Here is a 20,109-nt window from a genome sequence, read left to right as displayed (position 1 = left end):
GAGGGGTAAAGACCAGCCTACAATATTTATCACTTTATTGTTGTTTAGATTGGTCAACGTACATTTAATCTACACTTTTAAGTACAGGCACCGATTAATACTCAATTTTCATCACAATAAAAACCCTAATTTTCTTATGTTTTACAAGCGAGTTCCCTTCTATCAAATTTTTATTATTCTCTTGAAAAGGTCAGCCACTTAAATATACATATATGGCTTTTATTGATTCAAATTATTTCCCTCATCGGCAGGACTAAAAATAAACTAAAGCTCGCTGCTGTATTGTACCTTTTGCCCTCTTCTTCGTTTTCAGTAAATAAGGCCTAGTCTGTAGGCTTATACATGCAATGAAATTTTATAAATTTTAGATCAAAGTCTCGATGCAATCCTTCTATATATTATGTGCCGATCAGATTAATAGCGTTTAGCTCATTAACCTTAGCTTAAATCATCACGATTGATGGAGTGGTTTGCGACAGTAAAATGCATTTTCAAACAATAAGATTGCTTCTTCTTTGGAAAAATTAATCTAAGGTATAAGAAGCCTAGCTCTGCTGCTACAAAAAATGACCAAAAAAAGCTGCAAGATTTTTCTTGAGCAAAACATAAGCAAAAGCCACTGATATAAGCGGTATATCAGTTTTTCAAATACCAGTATTCAAATAAAAACAAATTAAATTGAAACAATTTCAGCCAATTTTACCGTTCAAACCTAGTCCTTCGACGCAACACGATGTAACATATCGGGTCTTTAAATTTAACTGTGATAGGACTTATGCGCGAGTACGCTGTATTTACCTCGGAATCTGTAAGCGAAGGCCATCCAGATAAAATGGCTGACCAAATCAGTGATGCCATTTTGGATGCAATCTTAAAAGAAGACCCATATGCGCGGGTTGCTTGTGAAACGCTTGTAAAAACGGGTGCGGTTGTACTTGCCGGTGAAATCACAACAACTGCAAACGTCGACTTTGAAGCGATCGTACGTCAAACCGTAAATGGCATTGGTTATCATCATTCTGATCTTGGCTTTGATGGTTCAACCTGTGCTGTGATCAACATGATCGGTAAACAATCTCCTGAAATTGCTCAGGGTGTAGACCGTCAAAAGCCAGAAGATCAAGGTGCCGGTGACCAGGGCCTGATGTTTGGTTATGCCAGCCGTGAAACTGACGTATTAATGCCTGCGCCAATTTCTTATGCGCACCGCCTAATGGAAAAGCAGGCTGAACTACGTCGTAATGGCTCATTACCATGGTTACGCCCAGATGCGAAAAGCCAGGTAACTTTCGCTTATGAAAATGGCATGCCGGTACGTTTAGATGCAGTGGTCCTTTCAACTCAACATGATCCTGAAATTTCACAGGCGAACCTGAAAGAAGCTGTGATTGAAGAAATCGTGAAGAAAATCATTCCAGCTGAAATGTTCCATGCAGAAACCAAATTCCACATCAACCCGACCGGTATGTTCGTAATCGGTGGTCCTGTAGGTGACTGTGGTCTGACTGGCCGAAAAATCATTGTAGATACTTACGGTGGTATGGCGCGTCATGGTGGTGGTGCATTCTCTGGTAAAGATCCATCGAAAGTTGACCGTTCTGCTGCTTATGCAGGTCGTTATGTAGCGAAAAATATCGTTGCTGCTGGACTTGCTGATAAATGTGAAATTCAGGTGTCTTATGCAATTGGTGTGGCTGAGCCAACTTCTATTTCAATCAATACCTTTAATACCGGTAAAGTATCTGACGAGTTGATCGTTCAATTGGTTCGTGAGCACTTCGATCTGCGTCCATATGGTATTACCCGTATGCTAAACCTGATCCAGCCGATGTATAAGCAAACAGCAGCTTATGGTCACTTCGGTCGTGAAGGTTCAGATACTGCGTTTACCTGGGAAAAAACAGATAAGGTTGAAGCATTACGTGCTTCTGCTGGACTGTAATTTTTCTTGCTTAAAAAGCCTGCCTTAGAGCAGGCTTTTTTGTTTTCAATAGTTTATAAAATAGTTGACAACATTTACACGAACGCCACATTTTGTAGCATTCTGAAGCACGTGATTCCGATAATATTTTTATATCAGTGATCTATGACAACAAAAGGATATAACACAATGAATAAACTTCTTATTGCTTTAGGTTTGGCGACAACTGTGGCACTTGTAGGCTGTAGCAAGGAAAAACAACCTGAAACTGGCGCAACTACAGGTGAGCACCTGGAAAATGCTGCAGAACAGGCAGGTCATGATATGGAAGATGCGAGCCGCGAAGCTGCAGCTGAAACCGACCAAGCTCTGGATAATGCAGCAGCAAATACAGCGGAAGCAACAGATAGAGCAGCTGCAAGTGCTGAAGCTGCAGCCCAACGTGCTAAAGAAGCAGCCAAAGATGCAACCGCCTCTGTTGCAGGTTCAGTTGAAGAAGGCGCAGCAAAAGTACGCCAAGAAGCTGAAAATTAATTCTGGTTACTTGATTCTTTTTCAAGGCTCCAGTGCCTTAAAAAGCCTGCATTTTGCAGGCTTTTTTATTCTCTCATCTATCTTTTCAGATTTAATACCTGGAAAAGAGAAGCCTGAAGCCGAACTCAGCCAATTGACCTGGATTTATATTATGCATGGTTTAGCTCAAGAACTGGCGTGAGGTTGCAATATAGCTGGATCATCATGCATTGGAGCCTTGGCCCGTGCTTGGGATGAGATCAGTGTTCATGCCAATACCACCGCTAAATCATTAAAAACTAGCAGACCAGCTACCCTTGTCTTTTCTGTACGAACATTATTTCCCACGTCTTAAATCTTGCTCAGTCTTAAGCAACTGATCTCAGCTGCCGCAATAATGGTAGGTATGTTTTCACTAGCAATTTTAGACGCGATTACCAGCTTACTTTACCAAGACGTTAAAGCTAAGTGCCAGTTAATATATTCCCTTTTTTGCTATCGCTGCCATGTTGTTCCTTTATTGGAATATCTCGCTCTTTCACATCAATCTGACTTAACACCATATAAGCTAAATTGATATGAAGAATCAGATATTGGAATGTAAATTCTAGGTTTTGGACTCGCTTTGAAAAAACAGGCCTGTAAAATGACACACTTTATTTTTTGATATTTTATCTCTCCTATGTCAGTGATTGCTGCATCCTCAAACCGCTCTAATATATCGGTTTGGGTATCATTTATTTTACTTGCTTTAGGTACGGTCGGTGCCTATCAAATCGTAGGGCTGAATCAGGCGCTTTTATTCCTGGTCGGTGGCGCCTTGGGCATGACCCTGTACCATGCTTCTTTTGGTTTCACTTCTAGCTGGCGTGTGTTTATCAAGGAACGCCGCGGTCGTGGGTTACGCGCGCAAATGATTATGCTCGCTCTGGCAGTATTGCTTTTCTTTCCCGCCCTTGGTGCTGGTGAGCTGTTCGGTAATCCTGTCAAAGGTAATGTTAATCCCGTTTCCATGTCAGTCATGATTGGTGCCTTTATTTTCGGTATTGGCATGCAGCTCGGTGGCGGCTGTGCATCAGGTACGCTCTATACCGTTGGTGGTGGTAGTGCGCGTATGCTGGTAACTCTGTTCTTCTTCTGTGCAGGTTCGCTGATTGCAACGTCTCATCTCGACTGGTGGTTTAATCTGCCACATCTGGCACCCATTTCGATTGTGAAAAGCTTCGGGGTAGTACCTGCCCTGTTACTCAGCTTTCTAGTATTTGCAGTTATTGCCGCTGCGACTGTGTTTCTCGAAAAGAAACGCCATGGCAGTCTGGAAGCTGAACCACAAAGCCAGTATCAAGGTTGGAAACGCTTTCTTCGTGGTCCATGGCCATTGATCTGGGGCGGTATCATTTTAACCCTGCTTAACTTTGCGACTTTGGCACTGGCTGGACGTCCATGGGGGGTAACTTCTGCCCTTGCCGTTTGGGCAGCGAAATCGGCAAGTTTCGTAGGTGTAGATGTTGCTTCTTGGGCATATTGGCAGCAACCAGGCAATGCTAAAGCATTATCAGAATCACTGTGGTTTGACATCACGTCGATGATGAACTTTGGCATCATGCTTGGCGCCCTGCTTGCTGCAAGTCTGGCAGGTAAATTTGCACCGAATTTCAATATTCCAAAACGTTCATTACTGGCAGCAGTCATTGGTGGCTTGATGCTCGGCTACGGCGCACGTTTGGCTTATGGTTGTAACATTGGCGCATATTTCAGTGGTATTGCTTCGGGCAGTGTACATGGCTGGTTATGGCTGGTATTTGCCTTTGTGGGGAATGGTATTGGGGTAAAACTCCGTCCGATTTTCTTCCCGGGCGAAAAACCTCAGCCAGAAAAACTGACCGGCTGTTAATACTCCAGCATAAAGAAGCCCATCTGATGATGGGCTTCTTTATGCACTGAATAATTTTAAAAATTTATAGTGCCGCTTTTAGATTACAACCATAGTTCATGGTTTGTTGTACCTGACGATAGCTGGTATATCGATCCAGAATAAAGGTATAGAACTGATCAGCCGTTGAGAAATTCGCTTTAAGATCTTCTTTTTCTGTATTTGGCAGCTGAATATCATTCACTAAATTAAGATTGTAATGTCCCAGTCGATACATCTCGGCAAAATAGCCATTCATCATATCGCAATAGGCCATTTTACTGGACTTAAGTGCTGTGCTTGCGACCAAATGCTGATTCAAGGTTCTCAGGTTATTTACATCTAAGGGGAACTGATGCGCAAAGGCAATGCTTTCGACTTTCTTAAACTGGCTAAAGTCAGTTGCCAGTTTTTGATTGAGGGTATCAAAGCGTTGCTGTAATTCCTGAGCATTTTTAACCTGATACTGAGCGGGGTCGACCTCAACCTTTTCGGGTTCTTGCGAACATGCAGTCAACGTCAAGCCTAGCGCCAATGTACTCAGCCATACCTTCATAAACACATCACTCAATCAAAAAACAATAGCGCTCTGATTATGCCTGAAAATCCTAAAGCATGTGTTTCAAAGTGCTTTTTCATTCATATATCGCCAATAGCGCTTAGGCACATATTGAATATGCAGCTTCATATTCTTACGTGCCTGAATATTTACACTATGAAAATAGTCTTTCCAAAGCTGGTCATAGAGTAATTCCTCATCATCCAGTTCAACGCTGAAAGACTGACTATGTCCAAGCCGGACTTGTGGATCTATCTGTACTGCATTCATTTCTACCTGATGTAAATTTTTTAAATCATAGTAGATACCATATTTGCGCTGTTCATCATAAATCAGCCAGGTCTGATCCTGATAACGTTCCTTGAAGTGTTTGCTAATAATCGGTAGCACATTAAAATCTGGCTTGATCAAACTTAAGAACAAACCATCCTGACATTTTTTGAAACGCACAAAAGCTTCCATCCGGTGCTTTTCGCGTCCCACCTGTTTTGCCCATTGTGACATACCCAATACCGCAGCATGACCATAGTCTTGATCCACTGGACGCTGACTCTGAAAAACATATATCGCAAAGTCAAACAGGACCTGAAAAGCCTGTTCTTGCTCCGCCAAAAAGGTATAGTAAAAAGCCCTCAAGCTGCCTGAACCGACTTTCTGCTTTAAGCCTTGCCAGACACGCTGGCCATGCGCATCATTAGACGCCACATGAATAAAATCATCAAACAGACCATTTTGTGCATGTGGATTGGCAGTAATTCTGACCTCAAATTCACGAAATTCAAAAGCACGAAATACACAGCTCAATAGTCCTGTCATCGTGCCATCAAAATAGTAACAGGCCATCAGAACCCTAATCCCAGTTGAGGTGAAAGTTGCTGCTGATATTTTGAATAACCCGACTGCAATATCTGCTGCCGAATCTGTTGTGATTGCTGTTCTTTTTTAAATTTTGGTGTATCGGCGCAGTGGATAAAATGCTGCGCACGGTTATAAGCTACCCCCATACGTTTCAGCTGATCAATATGAATCTGACCAAAACGGCGCGCCTGAACGATTTTTTTGGCTGAGCGTACTCCGATTCCCGGTACTCGCAGAATCATTTTATATTCGGCTCGGTTAATATCGACTGGAAAGGCTTCCGGATGACGTAATGCCCAGCTGAGCTTCGGATCAATATCCAGTTCCAGATTCGGATGCTGATCATCGACAATTTCTTCAGCATCAAAACCATAAAAACGCATTAACCAGTCAGATTGATACAGCCGGTTTTCACGTAATAATGGTGGCGCTGAACCCACGGCCGGTAGTGCTTTTTCTTCAGCATTAATCGGGATATAACCGGAGAAATATACCCGTTTTAGCTTGAATTCCTTGTAATGCCGATCCGCCATCAGAATAACATCACGATCCGTTTCACTATGCGCCCCAACCACCATTTGTGTAGTCTGGCCTGCCGGTACGAATTTGGGTACAGCCTTGATGATTTTACTTTCGTCTTTCATTTGAATCAGACGATCACGCACAATGCCCAGATCTTTCTGTACTTCAGCATGAGTTTTCTCTGGGGCAAATTTTCGTAATCCATCTTCTGTTGGCATTTCCAGATTGATACTCATCCGGTCCACATATAGACCTGCTTCAGTAATAATTTCCTGCGAAGCTCCCGGAATGGTCTTAAGATGAATATAACCATTAAAGTTTTCTTCCAGCCGCAGTTTCTTGACTACCTGCAGCATACGCTCCATGGTGTAATCGGCAGACTTAAAGATACCTGAACTCAAGAACAGCCCTTCAATATAATTACGACGATAGAAGTTCATGGTCAGATCAACCACTTCCTGCACGGTAAAAGCGGCCCGTTTTACATCATTGGAACGGCGCGAAACGCAATACGAGCAGTCATAAATACAGACATTGGAAAACAGGATTTTCAGTAAGGAAACACAACGGCCATCTTCAGTATAGCTATGACAGATCCCGTTGCCGGTATTGCCTAGACCTTTATCTTTATTCTTTCGATTACTGCCGCTAGATGAACAGGACACATCATATTTGGCAGCATCAGCGAGAATCTGTAATTTTTCACGTATACGATCAGACATGAGTTCAGGAAAATTTAACTAAAACAGTATTATAAAACTGCAGGATTTCATCTACTATGCAATCGATCAGTACAGCGACAATGAGTGTCGTCGCAAATGTAAAGCTTATGTAACTATAGTCGAATATTTCAAAATAAAATAACCAATATGATTTGCTTAATTTTCAAGGCGAAGGCACAGTAAGGTGATAACAAGGAGCAAAGCCATGTCTTTATTGGAAAAATTAGGCATTAAACACCCAATTCTGTTAGCACCCATGGCCGGTGTCTCCACACCTGAGCTGGCCGCTGAAGTCTCTAATCAGTGTGCTTTGGGTTCATTAGGATTAGGTGCCAGTAGCGTACAGTCTGCGCGTGAACAGATTCTTAAAACTCAGGAGCTGACCGATCAGCCTTTTCAGGTCAATTTCTTCTGCCATAAAACTGAAGACTTAGATGACACTGTCGCTCAAGCCTGGATCGAGCAGTTCAAGGATAAATTCGCCCAGTTTGGTGTAGAACCACCCAGAACCTTGAAATGCATTTATCCAAGCTTTAGGGACAATGATGATTTCCTGAATCTGGTTCTGGAAACACGTCCAAAAGCGGTGAGTTTTCACTTTGGTATTCCGCATTCGCATCAGGTTCAAGCACTTAAAGAGGCTGGAATTATCACCATGGTTTCTGCGACCAATCTGGCTGAAGCACGTGCGATCGAGGCTGCTGGCATTGATGTGGTGATTGCTCAAGGTATTGAAGCAGGTGGGCACCGTGGAATTTTCAGCACCAAATTTGATGCCTCAGTCAAAACTTCGAATTTAATCAAGCTGATTAAACAGTATTGCTCCTTGCCTATTGTAGCCGCTGGGGGCATTATGGACGGCTATCAGGCACGACAGATGCTGGAGTTTGGTGCTGAAGCCGTTCAGCTGGGAACGGCATTTGTACAGTGCAAAACCTCTAATGCCAATGAAGCCTATCGTAAAGCCTTGCTGTCTAAACCATTGACTCAAGTGACTGCAAGCATTTCTGGTCGTCCTGCGCGTGGCATTATCAATCACTGGCATACTGATATCGACACCCCGGATCGTCTAGATGTACCAGCCTATCCATATACTTATGACCTGGCCAAGCAATTACATGCAGCAGCCGTTCAACAGGGCGATCATGGCTATGGTGCTTTCTGGGCTGGCTCAAACGCCGCACAAACACGCGAAATGGAAGCTTCGGATCTGGTTAACCAGCTGGTTCTGGAGATTAAACATCGAGAATAAGCAGTTTTTCTTCTCATTAAAATAAAAAAAACCTCTCAATATTGAGAGGTTTTTTTTATGAGTAATAGAAGTTAGCGAGTCGCACGATGCCATGCATCTTTCACTGCAAACTTGGCTTCTTCCCAATTGAGACGGGAGTCACCTTTAACCTGTTCCCATTTGGTACGCAAATCAGGTTCAGCTTCATTAAATTCTTTACCATTGTAATATTCACGGTTTTCATAACCGAGGCGATATGCACCACGATAATCTCGATCATAGTCCAAATCACCATAGACATTACGGCTTTCACTATAATAAGGCGTCTGATGATGCTGTTCACGCCAGTAGTGATCATCGTCCTGTAAATTCTCTGAACCTGAAAGTGCAATACCTTCTGGTGTATCTAGCGTAGGTCGTGCTGATTCTGCCATTTCATTTCCAGCTAGGCCACCTACCACTCCCCCAACAAGGCCGCCGACGACTGCACCTGCAGGACCACCGACTGCTCCAATCGCCGCACCTGCTGCAGCGCCACCTAAGGTTCCAGCACTGGTCGCCACAGGATGATCACCCGCTTCATTCATATCGGGAACACGATGGCTTTCGGTATCTGGTAAATTTAAATCTGGGCGTGCACTGCCTGAAGTGGTAGGGCTGCTTTTCAATGCTTCATCATCTCTTAATACATCAGTCCGTTCTTGAGACAAATCACGATGTGAAGCTGGATTAATATCTGAAACTGGTCGATTGGTATTTGTCATTCTAAATCTCCCTTGATCTTTTATAGCCAAGATAGAAATCTCATCTTGTCTTTGATCTATTTATAATAGAGAAAATTCAGGTTAACACTGTCCAAGTCCTGTCCGGTTTCAGTGAATATATACTACGCTATGTACCTGTAGACTACGGATGTAACAGGCATGTCTAAATTGCATGAATAAACATCAAATAAGTATAGTTTTTATAACCAGGTAATTATAATTTTTTGAAATTCCCAATTTTATATTTATTCATGAATAGTCGTTTTAAATACATTATCCTCTTGCCTATTTTCAATGATGACTGTTAGATTTCTCGGATATAATAGACGTATTAAAAATAGCTAGTCTTAATCTGAAGGATTCAGACTAATGCTGTAAAGCAAATAACGGTTAAGTTTGTATTTGTAAAAAAATAATAAAACCTCTCCGAAGTAGAGAGGTTTTATCTAAAGATGTGATTTAGCGAGTTGTGCGATCCCATGCATCTTTGACTGCATATTTAGCCTGTTCCCAGGTCAAACGAGACTCACCTTTGAATTGTTCCCATTTGCTTCGCAAGTCAGGTTCAGCTTCATTAAATTCTTTACCACTATAATGTTCACGGTTTTCATAACCGAGTTGGTAAGCACCACGATAATCCCGATCATAATCCAGATCACCATGCACATTGCGGCTTTCACTATAATAAGGTCTGCTCTGATACTCTTCGCGCCAGTACTTGTCATGGTCACCTAATAGACTCGAATTCTCAATACCATGGTCTGGATGATCTGGTGTTGAAATATCCTTACCTGCGATTCCGCCAAGTACTCCGCCAACGACTCCACCAATCAAGGAGCCTCCTGGTCCACCCACCATACCGAGTGTTGCACCAATGGCCGCTCCGCCTACACTTCCAGCACCAGTTGCCAATGCCTGATCTCCAGCTTCAGCCTCTTTGTCATCTGGATCAAGGGGTCTTGTAGTATCTGCTGGATTTAAATTAGGATCACTACCTTGTGCGATTGAAGGATCCATTTTCACAACTTCTTCATGTTTTATTGCGTTATTGTCCTCAACCAGATCGGTTTGAGTAGTTGGATTAATCTCTGAAACTGGACGATTAATATTTGTCATTCTGATTCTCCCTTGATTTTATTTAGACAAAATTGAAATTCATCTTGCACATGTCCTTTATCATAGAGAAAATTCAGGTTAATACTGTCCAAGTCCTGTCCGGTTTTAGTGAAGTTAGTACTTAACTCTGTACAGGTATTTCCATCATGTAAACACCTTGCTGTATTGCAGCATACAGATATTAAAAAGGTACTGTTTAAACGACAGTACCTTAAGAAGGAATTCATTTCAGGTAATATGGAAAATCAGGTTGTTTCCAGAAGATTCACCTGCTCGACCTGCACATCACTCATGATCTGACCATACTCCAGCAGGTTATTGAAATAGTCTTCTACCACTTTATATTGATCTGCGGTACTTTCCACCTTATACATATTTTGACGAAACTCATTACTGGAACGCAGACCTTTGGTATACCAGGCAATATGCTTACGGGAAATTCGGCAGCCAGAATATTCACCGTAAAATTCATACAGTTCAGCCAAGTGACCCAGTAAGACCTCTTTAACTTCGGCAATACTTGGTGCAGCGAGCTGTTCTCCAGTCTTTAAATAATGTGCGATTTCACGAAAAATCCATGGACGTCCCTGTGCTGCACGCCCAATCATCACTGCATCGGCACCGGTATAATCCAGTACATATTTGGCCTTTTCTGGACTGTCGATATCTCCGTTCGCAATCACGGGAATATTCAATATCTCCTTCACATCTTTAATCAGTGAATAGCGCGCTGTGTTTAAATACATATCTTCGCGGGTACGGCCATGTAATGCCAAGGCCGCAATACCGGCTTCTTCTGCCCGCTTGGCCACACGCATGATATTTTCCTGACCATTTAAATAACCCAGACGGGTTTTTAAAGTCACGGGGACATCAACTGCAGCAACAACGGCATCCAGAATACGTGCAACCAGATCTTCATCTTGCAGTAATGCCGAACCAGCCAGCTTGTTACAGACTTTTTTAGCTGGGCAACCCATATTAATATCAACAATTTGTGCGCCGTTCGCAACCTGATACCGTGCCGCCTCTGCCAGATCACGCGGATCTGAACCGGCAATTTGTGCAGAAATTGGCGCCAGTTCGCCATCGAAATTAGCACGGTACAAACTTTTCTTACTCATGCGCAGGGTTTTGTCTGAAGTCATCATTTCACTAACAGCATGACCTGCACCAAAATATTTGCATAGTGTACGGAACGGACGGTCTGTCACGCCTGCCATGGGAGCAACAATCAAATTATTTGATAGTTGATACGGACCAATATACATATAAATTCATCACTTTGTTGATGAGCATAGTATACTGCATCTGCCTTGATCGCTCATCTGCTGGAATCTGATTTAGACAACATGAACAACACACTTCACCGAATTTTTACTGTTAAATCGTGGTCTGTCCTTGCTTTATCCCTAAGTCTTGCTGGCTGTGGCAATGGTTCCTGGTGGTCTTCTGATGAGCCAACTATGGAAGCTGACCAGATACCTAAAGCGATTCCATCACGTGTCAGCAATCGTGATTCATGGGCTAAAGATATCTATGATATTACCGAACAACTGGGTATTCCCCAAACTAAACAGAATATCTGTACCATCGTCGCAGTGGTGGATCAGGAATCTAATTTCCACGCAAATCCAACTGTTGCTGGTCTGGGCGAAAAAGCAGTAAAAGAAGTTCAAGGCCGTCTGGAAGAAAAATTTACCGAGAAACTTGGTGAAAGTATCGGTGGAACAGTTGCAGGATATTTCCAGGATGTTCTGAAGAATCATCCCACTCCGGATAACAACTATCTCAGCCAGATGCGTAAGGTTAAAACTGAACGTGAACTGGATGAACTGTATCGTGAAATATTTGACTATATGGCCAAACATTATCACGTGAGTGCCCTAACGGGTGCAGCCAAACTCTTTGGTCAAAACATCGGCGAAAAGCTTAATCCGATTACGACTTTAGGTTCGATGCAGGTGCATATTAGCTATGCCAAGGAGCATAAGCGTCAAGGTGGCAATATCGCTGAACTGCGTACCGATCTGTATAGTCAGTATGGCGGTCTGTATTATGGTATTCATCGTCTGATGATGTATCCGGCAGATTATGATAAACCGATCTATCGTTTTGCCGACTATAATTCAGGCATGTATTCCAGTCGTAATGCTGCCTTCCAGAGCATGCTCAATGACCTGACTGAAGCCGAACTGGATCTGGATGGCGATCTCTTGCTATATAGCAAAGATGGCAGTATCCGCTCTCAGAAAAGTCAGTCTGAACGTGAATTAATCAATGTATTTGCCAAGCATAATTTCATTATTACTGAGCGTCAGATCCGTTCTGACCTGAAGAAGGAAAAGGAAAAGGATTTTGAAGACACCATGACCTATCGTGGTGTAGCGAAACTATATCAGGAACAAACGGGTAAAGAACCTTTTTATGCCATCATGCCTGAAGTGGTGATTTCTGGACCAAAATTGAGTCGTGATTACAATACCAACTGGTTTGCTAGCCGTGTAGATGGCCGTTACCAAACATGCATGCGCAAAATCAAAAACCTCAAGCTCTAGCCTTATTTGACTTTGATGGCACCCTGTATCCACATGACAGCTTTACAGGGTTTATTTTTTCTGTCCTGAAAAAACGACATATTATTTGGCGTGGTCTGAAAATTTTGCCGTGGATTACTGCTTATTATCTCAAACTCTATCCTGCTCATCGCATGCGACCAAAGCTTTATTTAGCCATGTTTAAAGATGCTGATGTAAAAATAATTTACCCTTTAGCATTGCAATACGCGAATAAGATTTTAGGGAATCTTGACCCTGCCCTGTTTGAGCAGCTGAAAATGCATCAAAAGTTAGGACATAAAGTTATACTGGTTTCAGCAACCATTGATCTATATCTGGAAATGATTGCTAATACTCTAAGTATTGAGCTGCTCTGTTCCAAAGTGGAAATCAAAAATGGAAAATTGACAGGGAAATATCTAACACCCGACTGTAGCTGTCTGCAAAAGAAATTACGGATTTTAGAAGCAATCAATCTTGTAGATTACGAGACGATTTATGCTTATGGGAATGGTGAGGAAGATAAGCAAATGCTGAGTTTAGCGCAGCATAGCTATATGGTGGGTTATGACAATGATTTACCTGTATTAGAGAAAATCTAAATACTATAAAAAACTCTCAAATTAGTATTAGATCTCTTTCATAAATCAAAAAACGATCCTCTTTTTGGTTAATATTTGCACTCCGGATTTCTTGGCATTCGTGCATAATCTGCGAATGAAATACATCGATTCAAACAAGCTTTCTGATCCTCAGTTCAAGCGATACACAGGCATCTCATGGTCAACTTTCTATTTGATGGTTGAGCAATTGCAGAAGCATGTCTCTGCCAAAGGCAGACCGCCCAAGTTAAGCCTGGAGGATCAGGTTCTGCTCTGTCTGAGCTATTGGCGGGAATACCGAACCTTATTTCACGTTGCGACGAGTTACGGGGTTTCAGAGCCCACAGCCTCAAGAATTGTCCGTCATGTTGAAGACTGCCTGATTCGGTCCAATCTGTTTAATTTACCCAAAGATTTACCCGAGGGCGAAGGCATCGACTGGAATGTTGTGATCGTGGATGCCACGGAAATTCCAATCCAAAGGCCTAAAAAAACAGAAGAAAAGCTATAGCGGCAAGAAAAAGACCCATACCTTTAAAGTACAGGCCATGATTCACTACAAAACTCAGCAAATTCTGAGTTTATGTACCAGTCGCGGTGCAGTGCATGATTTCGAGTTGTTCAAACGCAATTTAAACCAGATTCCTTTTGGGGCTTTTATCCTTGCAGATAAAGGCTATCAGGGGATTTATGTGTTGTATCCGAATAGCCTGTTGCCATTAAAAGCCAAAAGACATTGTAAATTGGATCTTGAATTGAAAATCTATAATCAAGAAATCAATAAAAGAAGAATCGGAATTGAGCATGTATTTGGCAGCCTGAAAACCTTCAAAATCCTTGCTGAGCGTTATCGAAATAGAGGTAAAAGGCTTGGTTTGAGATTCAATTTAATCGCTGGAATCTACAACTTGGAACTGAGCAAAAAATGATTTATGAAAGAGGTCTAATTTAATCCCCCCAAATACATAAGAAATCTATATATCCAATACGGTGAAAATCCTTTTATTTTGCTATCAAAATTTATTTATGCTGCACGTCGGCATAAATGGAAAAAAGAAGAAATCGATCGTGTCATTTCAGCCGCAAAGAAAGGAAACTATATCAATCTCATTCGGATTTTACTTAGCCATGTTCAAGACTGAAAATATAATTAAAGGAATTAAAAAAACCACTTCAATTGAAGTGGTTGTCTATTAAATTATAGAAACTTATTTTTTAAACGGAAAAGCATATTTCACAATACGCTTGATCACGCTGCCGTACTGTTTCACCAGACTGGCATTGTTATAGTTCAGACCATATTTTTCACAAACCGCCTGAACTTTTGGCGCCATTTGACGATAACGACGTGCAGGTACATCAGGGTATAAATGATGCTCAATCTGATGGCTCAAGTGACCAGTCAGAATATGAAATGCTTCAGAGCCTGTCAGATTCGATGAACCACGAATCTGGCGCATATACCAGTGACCACGGCTTTCGTTTTCCAGTACTGATTTCGGGAATACTTCAACATCCTTGGTAAAGTGACCGCAGAAAATAATACTAAATGTCCAAACGTTACGGATACCATTTGCCACCATATTACCAGCAAACACCGGCAATGCAGCAGGACCTGCAATTAATGGGAAGAAGATATAGTCCTTAAACAGCTGCTTGGTAATTTTACGCTGCATTGGTTTCCATTCTTCTTTGGTCTGTTCCTTGGTTTTACGACCCTTGAAATATTTACCCAGTTCCAGGTTTTGAATCGCTACGCCCCATTGGAACAACAGGCAGAATGGAATGCTGTAAATCGGTTGCAATAAATAACCCGGTTTCCAGCGTTGTTCAGGGAACAGACGAACCAGACCATAGCCGATATCATCATCCATACCTTTAATATTGGTATAGGTATGATGCTTAAAGTTATGGGTTTGACGCCAGTTGTCAGAAGTACCCACAATGTCCCATTCATAAGTCTGGCCATTCATCTTAGGATCATTCATCCAGTCGTACTGACCGTGCATGACATTATGACCCAACTCCATATTTTCCATGATTTTGGCAAAACCAAGCAGACCTGTACCTAAAATCCATGCTGGAGGGAACCAGCCTGCGAACAATAACGCACGACCCGCAATAGAAGAGTAACGAATTGCAGAATAGACACGACGGATATATTTCGCGTCTTTCTCGCCCAAGTCATCTAGCACTTCCTGCTTGATCGCATCAAGTTCACGCGCAAGTTCGTCCAATTCTGTCTGTGTCAGTTCACGGTTTTTCGGATTTTTAAAATACTGAAATTTTACTGGCATATTCATAGTGATCAACTCGCTTATAGGTCGATGACAAGGTCAGTCTGCGCTGAATTCACACAAATTTTCAGGAGATTTCCTGGTTCTTTATTTTGTGCGCCATTGACTAAATTTTTGGTAGAACCTTCAACTTTATTGCAAGCGCATTTATTACAAATACCCATACGACAGCCGTGGTTCGGTTTAATATTTTGCTGTTCCAGACTCGCCAGAATAGACTGACCTTTTGGAATGCTAACAACTTTATTAGATTGCGTCAGTGTGACATTCACAAAGCCTGTTTCAGTGTTATCGTCCAGACTCATGCTGAAAGCTTCAGACTTAAATACTTTGGCATGAGCAAACAGTATTTCTGCCTGAGCGACAAAACCTGATGGACCGCAAGCATAGACTGTTGTCTGATCAATATTTTGAAGATCGGTCAGATGACTTTGATTCAAGCGTTCCGCAGCCGGTTGTTCCTGAGTCGCGAATACTTTAAAGCTAAAGTTTGGATACTGCGCAGCAAATTCTTCAAAACGTGATTTGAATGCGACATCTTGATAATGCTTTACCCAGTACAGAAGCTGTACTGGCTGTTGACTCAGCTTGCCAGTCTTGCTCAATGCTTCGAGCAAACTCAGCATAGGTGTAATACCACTACCCGCTGCCAACAACAGCATTGGTGTTGCTTCAACAGCTAAAGTCATATCACCAAATGGCAAACCGAATTCAATAATGTCACCAACTTGAGCGATATTTGCCGCCCAATGACTTACCTTACCATCTTCAACTTTCTTGATGGTCAGTAACACATGTTGCTGATCTAGCTGCGTCAGACTATAGCTACGCTCGTAACGAATACCATTTACCACAACGTAAACTGGATGATGCTGGCCCGCTTCGCCAAATTTGAACAAGCGATTGACCTGAATTTTCAGGCTGACCATATCCTGGGCAGCATTTTCTTTATGCACAATCTTGCCCAATGGCTGGTTCAACGACCAGAGTGGGTTAAATTTCTGCATCCAGAAATTAATCGCATGCTGATCAATCACGCTTTCTTTAAAGAAATCGATCGGCGATTTACGTTTTGCGAGTACCTGCATCTTCATAGCAATCTTGTTGGGTTTTGAATTATTATACACATGTATATATATTTGTATATACACCTGTATTGTTTCTATTCATTTCACAAGTTTGCTGCGCTTCGCTATAATACTGGAATGCCTCATATCCAATACATGACGAGTCTTCAATGAAAATAAGCAGTGACGCTTCCCTACTCAAAACAAAGAACATTGATGAACCGATCATTGTACGCAGCGTGGGGCGTAAGGCGACGATTACCAAAGAAGAACTGTTTCAGGCAGCCTTAAATCTGATTGGCCCACAAAAAAGTATTGCCTCTTTAAGCCTGCGTGAAGTAGCACGCGAAGCCGGTATTGCACCGAACAGCTTTTATCGTCACTTTAAAGATATCGATGAACTGGCAATTGAACTGATTGACCGTGCCGGTCTGGTATTGCGTAAGATTCTGAATGAATCGCGTTTAAAGGCATCGAAACAGAACAGTATTATTCGTAGTTCAGTAGAAGTATTTATTGCCCAGTTAGATGCTGATGAAGGCAACCTGAGTTTGTTACTCCGTGAAGGCTATACTGGTTCACAATCATATAAACAGGCGGTAGAACGTCAACTCCAGTATTTTCAGCAGGAATTACAGGAAGACCTGGTACGTCTGGAAAGACTAAATAAAAGCCGTCTGCTCTATCCGGATATCGCTGCCAAAGCGATTACCCAGCTGGTATTTAACATGGGTGCCAAAGTGATAGATATGCCAGCTGATGAACGTCAGGAAATTGCCGAACAGACTATGATCATGATCCGTATGATTTTGGAAGGTGCTCGACATCTCGATCAGTCTTAAATCCGTTAATCCTAATGAATGCAAGCTAAATAGAAAGAGATGCCGGTTATCTCTTTTTATTCGATATTATCCCAAAGTTTTCAGTTTGGCTTTTACATATTCAGCTACCTGTTTTGGCTGTTCCAGTGGAAACATATGTCCACCTGGCAAGACTGAATAATCAATTTGATAAATTTTCTTTAAGCCTTGCGGTAGACCCTGTTGATAGAACTGGCTCTGTTCTGCAGTGATGAGGTGAATGGGAACTTGCGGTGCTTTACGCGGGGTACGCCACCACCAGGCCGGAACTGTCCGAAAGATTTCTGCTTCAACCTGTTTTGGAATTTTTAAAGTTACACCACCGCGCTGTTGATCTTCAACAATTCCACTGTCGATATAGTCCTGAAAACACTGTTCATCAAAATGCTTAAACAGACGATTCGATCTCAGCGCCTCTACCGCGTCCAGCTGAGATGACCAGTGGTCTTTACGCTTTAAAGTAATACCTGCCGGAGTAAAGCGATCAATACTTTTTAAATTGAGCTTTTTTACCAGTTCAAATAACGCACTGTTTTTCCCAATCACAAAAGGCGGATCCATAATGATGAGCTTAGAAAATAAAGCTGGCTTTTTATAAGCCGCCATCATCGTAACTAAACCACCAAAAGAGTGTCCAAGTCCAATCACTGATTTTCCTGAAAATTGCTGTTCAATATCGGCAATCACCTCATCCACCAAATAACGCCAGTCTGTGGTAATTGGATAATATGGATTCATGCCGATCAAAGGAATACTTTTAACCGTATATTCATCCTGAAAACCGTTCAGGAACTTCCGATAGGTCGCTGATGGAATGCCATTGGCATGGGTAAAATGTAAGGCTGGCTTCATGCGGTTATATAGTTTTTCAATCCATGATGTCTGCAAGCTTAACCTTAAAGATGACTAAAAATGAGCACATATTCTTCCTAAGCATGACCTTGAAGTCACCGAATGAAGGATAAAAGCAGCTGGATTATTTTTGCGAAACTGTCAGATGCTGATTTGCCAGAAACTGGGCACCACAACTGGCTTTGTCACCTGCGACAATCACAGCCCGCCCTAAAACAGTTATGGATTGATTTTTAGCAATGGCGGTTACCACGCTATTGCACTTGGGACAGTAATGCTTCATGCCTTGTAAATGCACAGCGATGCCGTGAATTAATATAGAATTTTCCGCTTCACCAACTACACCACCATGTGAAGTTTGCGAGCCTAGAGTAATAAACGCCTGAGACATTATTTTGATTTCTTGTTATGGTTTTTTACCATTTTAACCGAAGATGATTTTTAACAACAACCATTTACTGACAGCTTATATCTTCAAACAAATATTCTTATCTAAATGAAATAGTTTTAATCATATAAGTCCTGATGATAGCCATCCAAATTTATTGTAGAAAAATAGCCATAAAAAAACAGCCCGAAGGCCATTGCTGTCCCACAATTTTTCACAAGAGGAAGCTCAAATGAGCTTCCTCTTGTTTTATGGATATTTTATCGGGTGAAAATAAAGCTTTTAAAGTTCTTCTTTCAAACAAGTTCACTTGAATTATTCTGAGTAAACGTTGAACTGTCCAACCTGTTTTTCCTAAATGTTGAGCGAAACTCACCAATAAATAGGCGATCATCGCAATCCAGATTTGTGTCTGAATTGCGTTCCTGCTGCGGCCTAAAAACGCTTTTAATTTGAGATTCTGCTTAATCGCCTTAAAGAACAGCTCAACTTTCCAACGATCTTTATAAATCGCCGTAATGGTGGAGGCGGCTAAATGAAAGTTATTGCTGAGAAAGCTAAAGTGCTTGCCACTTTGCTGATCTCTATATTCAATTCTTCTTAACACTGGGGCTTTTCTTTTTAGGGCATGTGCGCTATTCAGCTGAATGGTTTCATCTTTTAGAATACCTTTGGATTCAAGCACTGGATGTTGCTGGATCACCTGATACACAGATTTAGGCCTAAAACGTGTGACAAATCCAATGTTTTGAGCAGTCAGATTTGCATACCATTGGTAATCGACATAGCCTTTATCAAAAACTACAATGCTGCCAGCAGGAAACTGGAATTTGCGGCCTTGTACCATGTCATTTTCTTTGCCATTTTCAACTGCAACAAACTCAGGAATATCATTGCTGTGATTCAATCCTATACTGAGTTTCATGCTGGCTTTTGAGTCGTGAACTTTGGCCCATTCACATAAGGAAAGCGACAGGTCAATATGACTGGCATCCAAGGAATACAAGGGATTCTTAAAGCGAAATTTATGAGCTACTTTTGAGTGTTCATAGTATTTAAGCAACTTGTAAAATAGCTGTTGATACAAGGCAGCAGGCTGCTGCTCATTGATTCGTGCCAGCGTGCTTCGGGGAATAGACTTTGCTCCGAGATGACTTAGCTTTTCCTGTTGGCACTCCAAATTGGATTGAATATCTCTCAGACTTTGCCTACAAGAGAATTGAGACATCAATATGGCAATAAACTGATCCCACCGGGAAGCCGCTCTAAATTTCTGTCCAACATGGTGTACTTTAGCAAGTTGTTCAAAATCCTGTCGCACAACAGGTTTAATTAGCTCATGAAATACGGTATTCTGATGGGACAAA

The 20,109-nt window shown here is 41.9% G+C and carries 21 protein-coding genes; 10 read left to right on the top strand and 11 right to left on the bottom strand.

Translation table 11 applies throughout. The features are described from left to right. The first annotated feature begins 775 nt into the window (after window positions 1–775). The 4 genes from metK (at window position 776) to F899_RS06865 (ending at window position 4,328) form a co-directional block, all read left to right on the top strand. Window positions 776–1,942 (top strand): methionine adenosyltransferase, encoded by a 1,167-nt coding sequence (gene metK, locus F899_RS06875; protein ID WP_004812553.1) that lies wholly within the window; start codon window positions 776–778, stop codon window positions 1,940–1,942. A 168-nt stretch (window positions 1,943–2,110) separates the two neighbouring features. Then, a complete protein-coding gene (locus F899_RS06870; protein ID WP_004812551.1) occupies window positions 2,111–2,455 on the top strand; it encodes a hypothetical protein in 345 nt (114 codons plus the stop codon). After that, complete coding sequence (locus tag F899_RS15555) at window positions 2,412–2,636, top strand: hypothetical protein (RefSeq protein ID WP_155756519.1); 225 nt, start codon at window positions 2,412–2,414, stop codon at window positions 2,634–2,636. Before F899_RS06870 ends, F899_RS15555 begins: the two co-directional genes overlap by 44 nt. Before the next feature lie 480 nt (window positions 2,637–3,116). Further along, window positions 3,117–4,328, top strand: coding sequence for a YeeE/YedE family protein (locus F899_RS06865; protein ID WP_005221701.1), 1,212 nt, complete (start codon window positions 3,117–3,119; stop codon window positions 4,326–4,328). 64 nt (window positions 4,329–4,392) lie between these two features. Here the strand turns inward: F899_RS06865 and F899_RS06860 are convergent, their stop codons facing one another. From F899_RS06860 to F899_RS06850, 3 genes are all read right to left on the bottom strand, one after another. Next, a complete protein-coding gene (locus tag F899_RS06860) occupies window positions 4,393–4,902 on the bottom strand; it encodes a hypothetical protein (RefSeq protein WP_004812548.1) in 510 nt (169 codons plus the stop codon). A gap of 66 nt (window positions 4,903–4,968) precedes the next feature. Next, window positions 4,969–5,748, bottom strand: a complete 780-nt coding sequence (locus F899_RS06855) for a TIGR03915 family putative DNA repair protein (RefSeq protein ID WP_005221700.1) — start codon at window positions 5,746–5,748, stop codon at window positions 4,969–4,971. After that, window positions 5,748–7,007 carry a putative DNA modification/repair radical SAM protein gene (locus tag F899_RS06850; protein WP_004894280.1) on the bottom strand — a complete coding sequence of 420 codons (1,260 nt, stop codon included), beginning with the start codon at window positions 7,005–7,007 and terminating at the stop codon, window positions 5,748–5,750. The genes F899_RS06855 and F899_RS06850 overlap by 1 nt, the downstream gene beginning before the upstream one ends. Before the next feature lie 205 nt (window positions 7,008–7,212). On the opposite strand from F899_RS06850, the gene F899_RS06845 reads away from it, so the two are divergent. Beyond that, a complete protein-coding gene (locus tag F899_RS06845; protein ID WP_005221699.1) occupies window positions 7,213–8,259 on the top strand; it encodes an NAD(P)H-dependent flavin oxidoreductase in 1,047 nt (348 codons plus the stop codon). 71 nt (window positions 8,260–8,330) lie between these two features. Here the strand turns inward: F899_RS06845 and F899_RS06840 are convergent, their stop codons facing one another. The 3 genes from F899_RS06840 to dusB all read right to left on the bottom strand — a co-directional run bounded on the left by F899_RS06840 (window position 8,331) and on the right by dusB (window position 11,389). Further along, window positions 8,331–9,002: a glycine zipper domain-containing protein gene (locus F899_RS06840; protein WP_004894274.1), complete on the bottom strand. Its 672-nt coding sequence runs from the start codon at window positions 9,000–9,002 to the stop codon at window positions 8,331–8,333. 459 nt (window positions 9,003–9,461) lie between these two features. Further along, a complete protein-coding gene (locus tag F899_RS06835) occupies window positions 9,462–10,118 on the bottom strand; it encodes a hypothetical protein (protein ID WP_005221698.1) in 657 nt (218 codons plus the stop codon). 245 nt (window positions 10,119–10,363) lie between these two features. Further along, window positions 10,364–11,389 (bottom strand): tRNA dihydrouridine synthase DusB, encoded by a 1,026-nt coding sequence (gene dusB, locus F899_RS06830; RefSeq protein ID WP_005221697.1) that lies wholly within the window; start codon window positions 11,387–11,389, stop codon window positions 10,364–10,366. Window positions 11,390–11,470: 81 nt separating this feature from the next. On the opposite strand from dusB, the gene F899_RS06825 reads away from it, so the two are divergent. The 4 genes from F899_RS06825 (at window position 11,471) to F899_RS06815 (ending at window position 14,207) form a co-directional block, all read left to right on the top strand. Beyond that, window positions 11,471–12,676 (top strand): DUF1615 family protein, encoded by a 1,206-nt coding sequence (locus tag F899_RS06825; RefSeq protein WP_026056709.1) that lies wholly within the window; start codon window positions 11,471–11,473, stop codon window positions 12,674–12,676. After that, window positions 12,643–13,278: an HAD family hydrolase gene (locus tag F899_RS06820; protein ID WP_005221696.1), complete on the top strand. Its 636-nt coding sequence runs from the start codon at window positions 12,643–12,645 to the stop codon at window positions 13,276–13,278. Before F899_RS06825 ends, F899_RS06820 begins: the two co-directional genes overlap by 34 nt. Window positions 13,279–13,393: 115 nt before the next feature. Then, on the top strand, window positions 13,394–13,789 hold the full coding sequence (locus F899_RS15385) for a transposase family protein (protein WP_008306679.1): 396 nt from the start codon (window positions 13,394–13,396) through the stop codon (window positions 13,787–13,789). Next, window positions 13,737–14,207 (top strand): IS5/IS1182 family transposase, encoded by a 471-nt coding sequence (locus F899_RS06815; protein WP_005221695.1) that lies wholly within the window; start codon window positions 13,737–13,739, stop codon window positions 14,205–14,207. Before F899_RS15385 ends, F899_RS06815 begins: the two co-directional genes overlap by 53 nt. Before the next feature lie 279 nt (window positions 14,208–14,486). Here F899_RS06815 and F899_RS06810 read toward each other — a convergent pair whose 3' ends face one another. After that, on the bottom strand, window positions 14,487–15,581 hold the full coding sequence (locus F899_RS06810; protein WP_005221693.1) for a fatty acid desaturase family protein: 1,095 nt from the start codon (window positions 15,579–15,581) through the stop codon (window positions 14,487–14,489). Between the two features lie 14 nt (window positions 15,582–15,595). Further along, window positions 15,596–16,663, bottom strand: coding sequence for a ferredoxin reductase (locus tag F899_RS06805; RefSeq protein ID WP_008304718.1), 1,068 nt, complete (start codon window positions 16,661–16,663; stop codon window positions 15,596–15,598). 149 nt (window positions 16,664–16,812) lie between these two features. Between F899_RS06805 and fabR the strand changes: the two genes are divergently transcribed. Beyond that, entirely contained in the window at window positions 16,813–17,484 is a 672-nt protein-coding gene (gene fabR, locus F899_RS06800) for an HTH-type transcriptional repressor FabR (protein WP_005221689.1), read from the top strand. Between the two features lie 66 nt (window positions 17,485–17,550). Here fabR and F899_RS06795 read toward each other — a convergent pair whose 3' ends face one another. From F899_RS06795 to F899_RS06785, 3 genes are all read right to left on the bottom strand, one after another. Then, window positions 17,551–18,354: an alpha/beta fold hydrolase gene (locus F899_RS06795; RefSeq protein WP_034434214.1), complete on the bottom strand. Its 804-nt coding sequence runs from the start codon at window positions 18,352–18,354 to the stop codon at window positions 17,551–17,553. A 124-nt stretch (window positions 18,355–18,478) separates the two neighbouring features. Beyond that, window positions 18,479–18,745, bottom strand: a complete 267-nt coding sequence (locus F899_RS06790) for a PAAR domain-containing protein (protein WP_005221686.1) — start codon at window positions 18,743–18,745, stop codon at window positions 18,479–18,481. A gap of 211 nt (window positions 18,746–18,956) precedes the next feature. After that, a complete protein-coding gene (locus F899_RS06785) occupies window positions 18,957–20,108 on the bottom strand; it encodes an IS4-like element ISAbe18 family transposase (RefSeq protein WP_005221684.1) in 1,152 nt (383 codons plus the stop codon). Between the last annotated feature and the right edge of the window lies 1 nt (window position 20,109).

This window comes from Acinetobacter sp. CIP 101934 (assembly GCF_000369585.1).
Taxonomy (GTDB): Bacteria; Pseudomonadota; Gammaproteobacteria; order Pseudomonadales; family Moraxellaceae; genus Acinetobacter; species Acinetobacter schindleri.
Note: the sequence above shows the minus strand (reverse complement) of the source record. Positions and strands in the feature narration are given on the sequence as shown.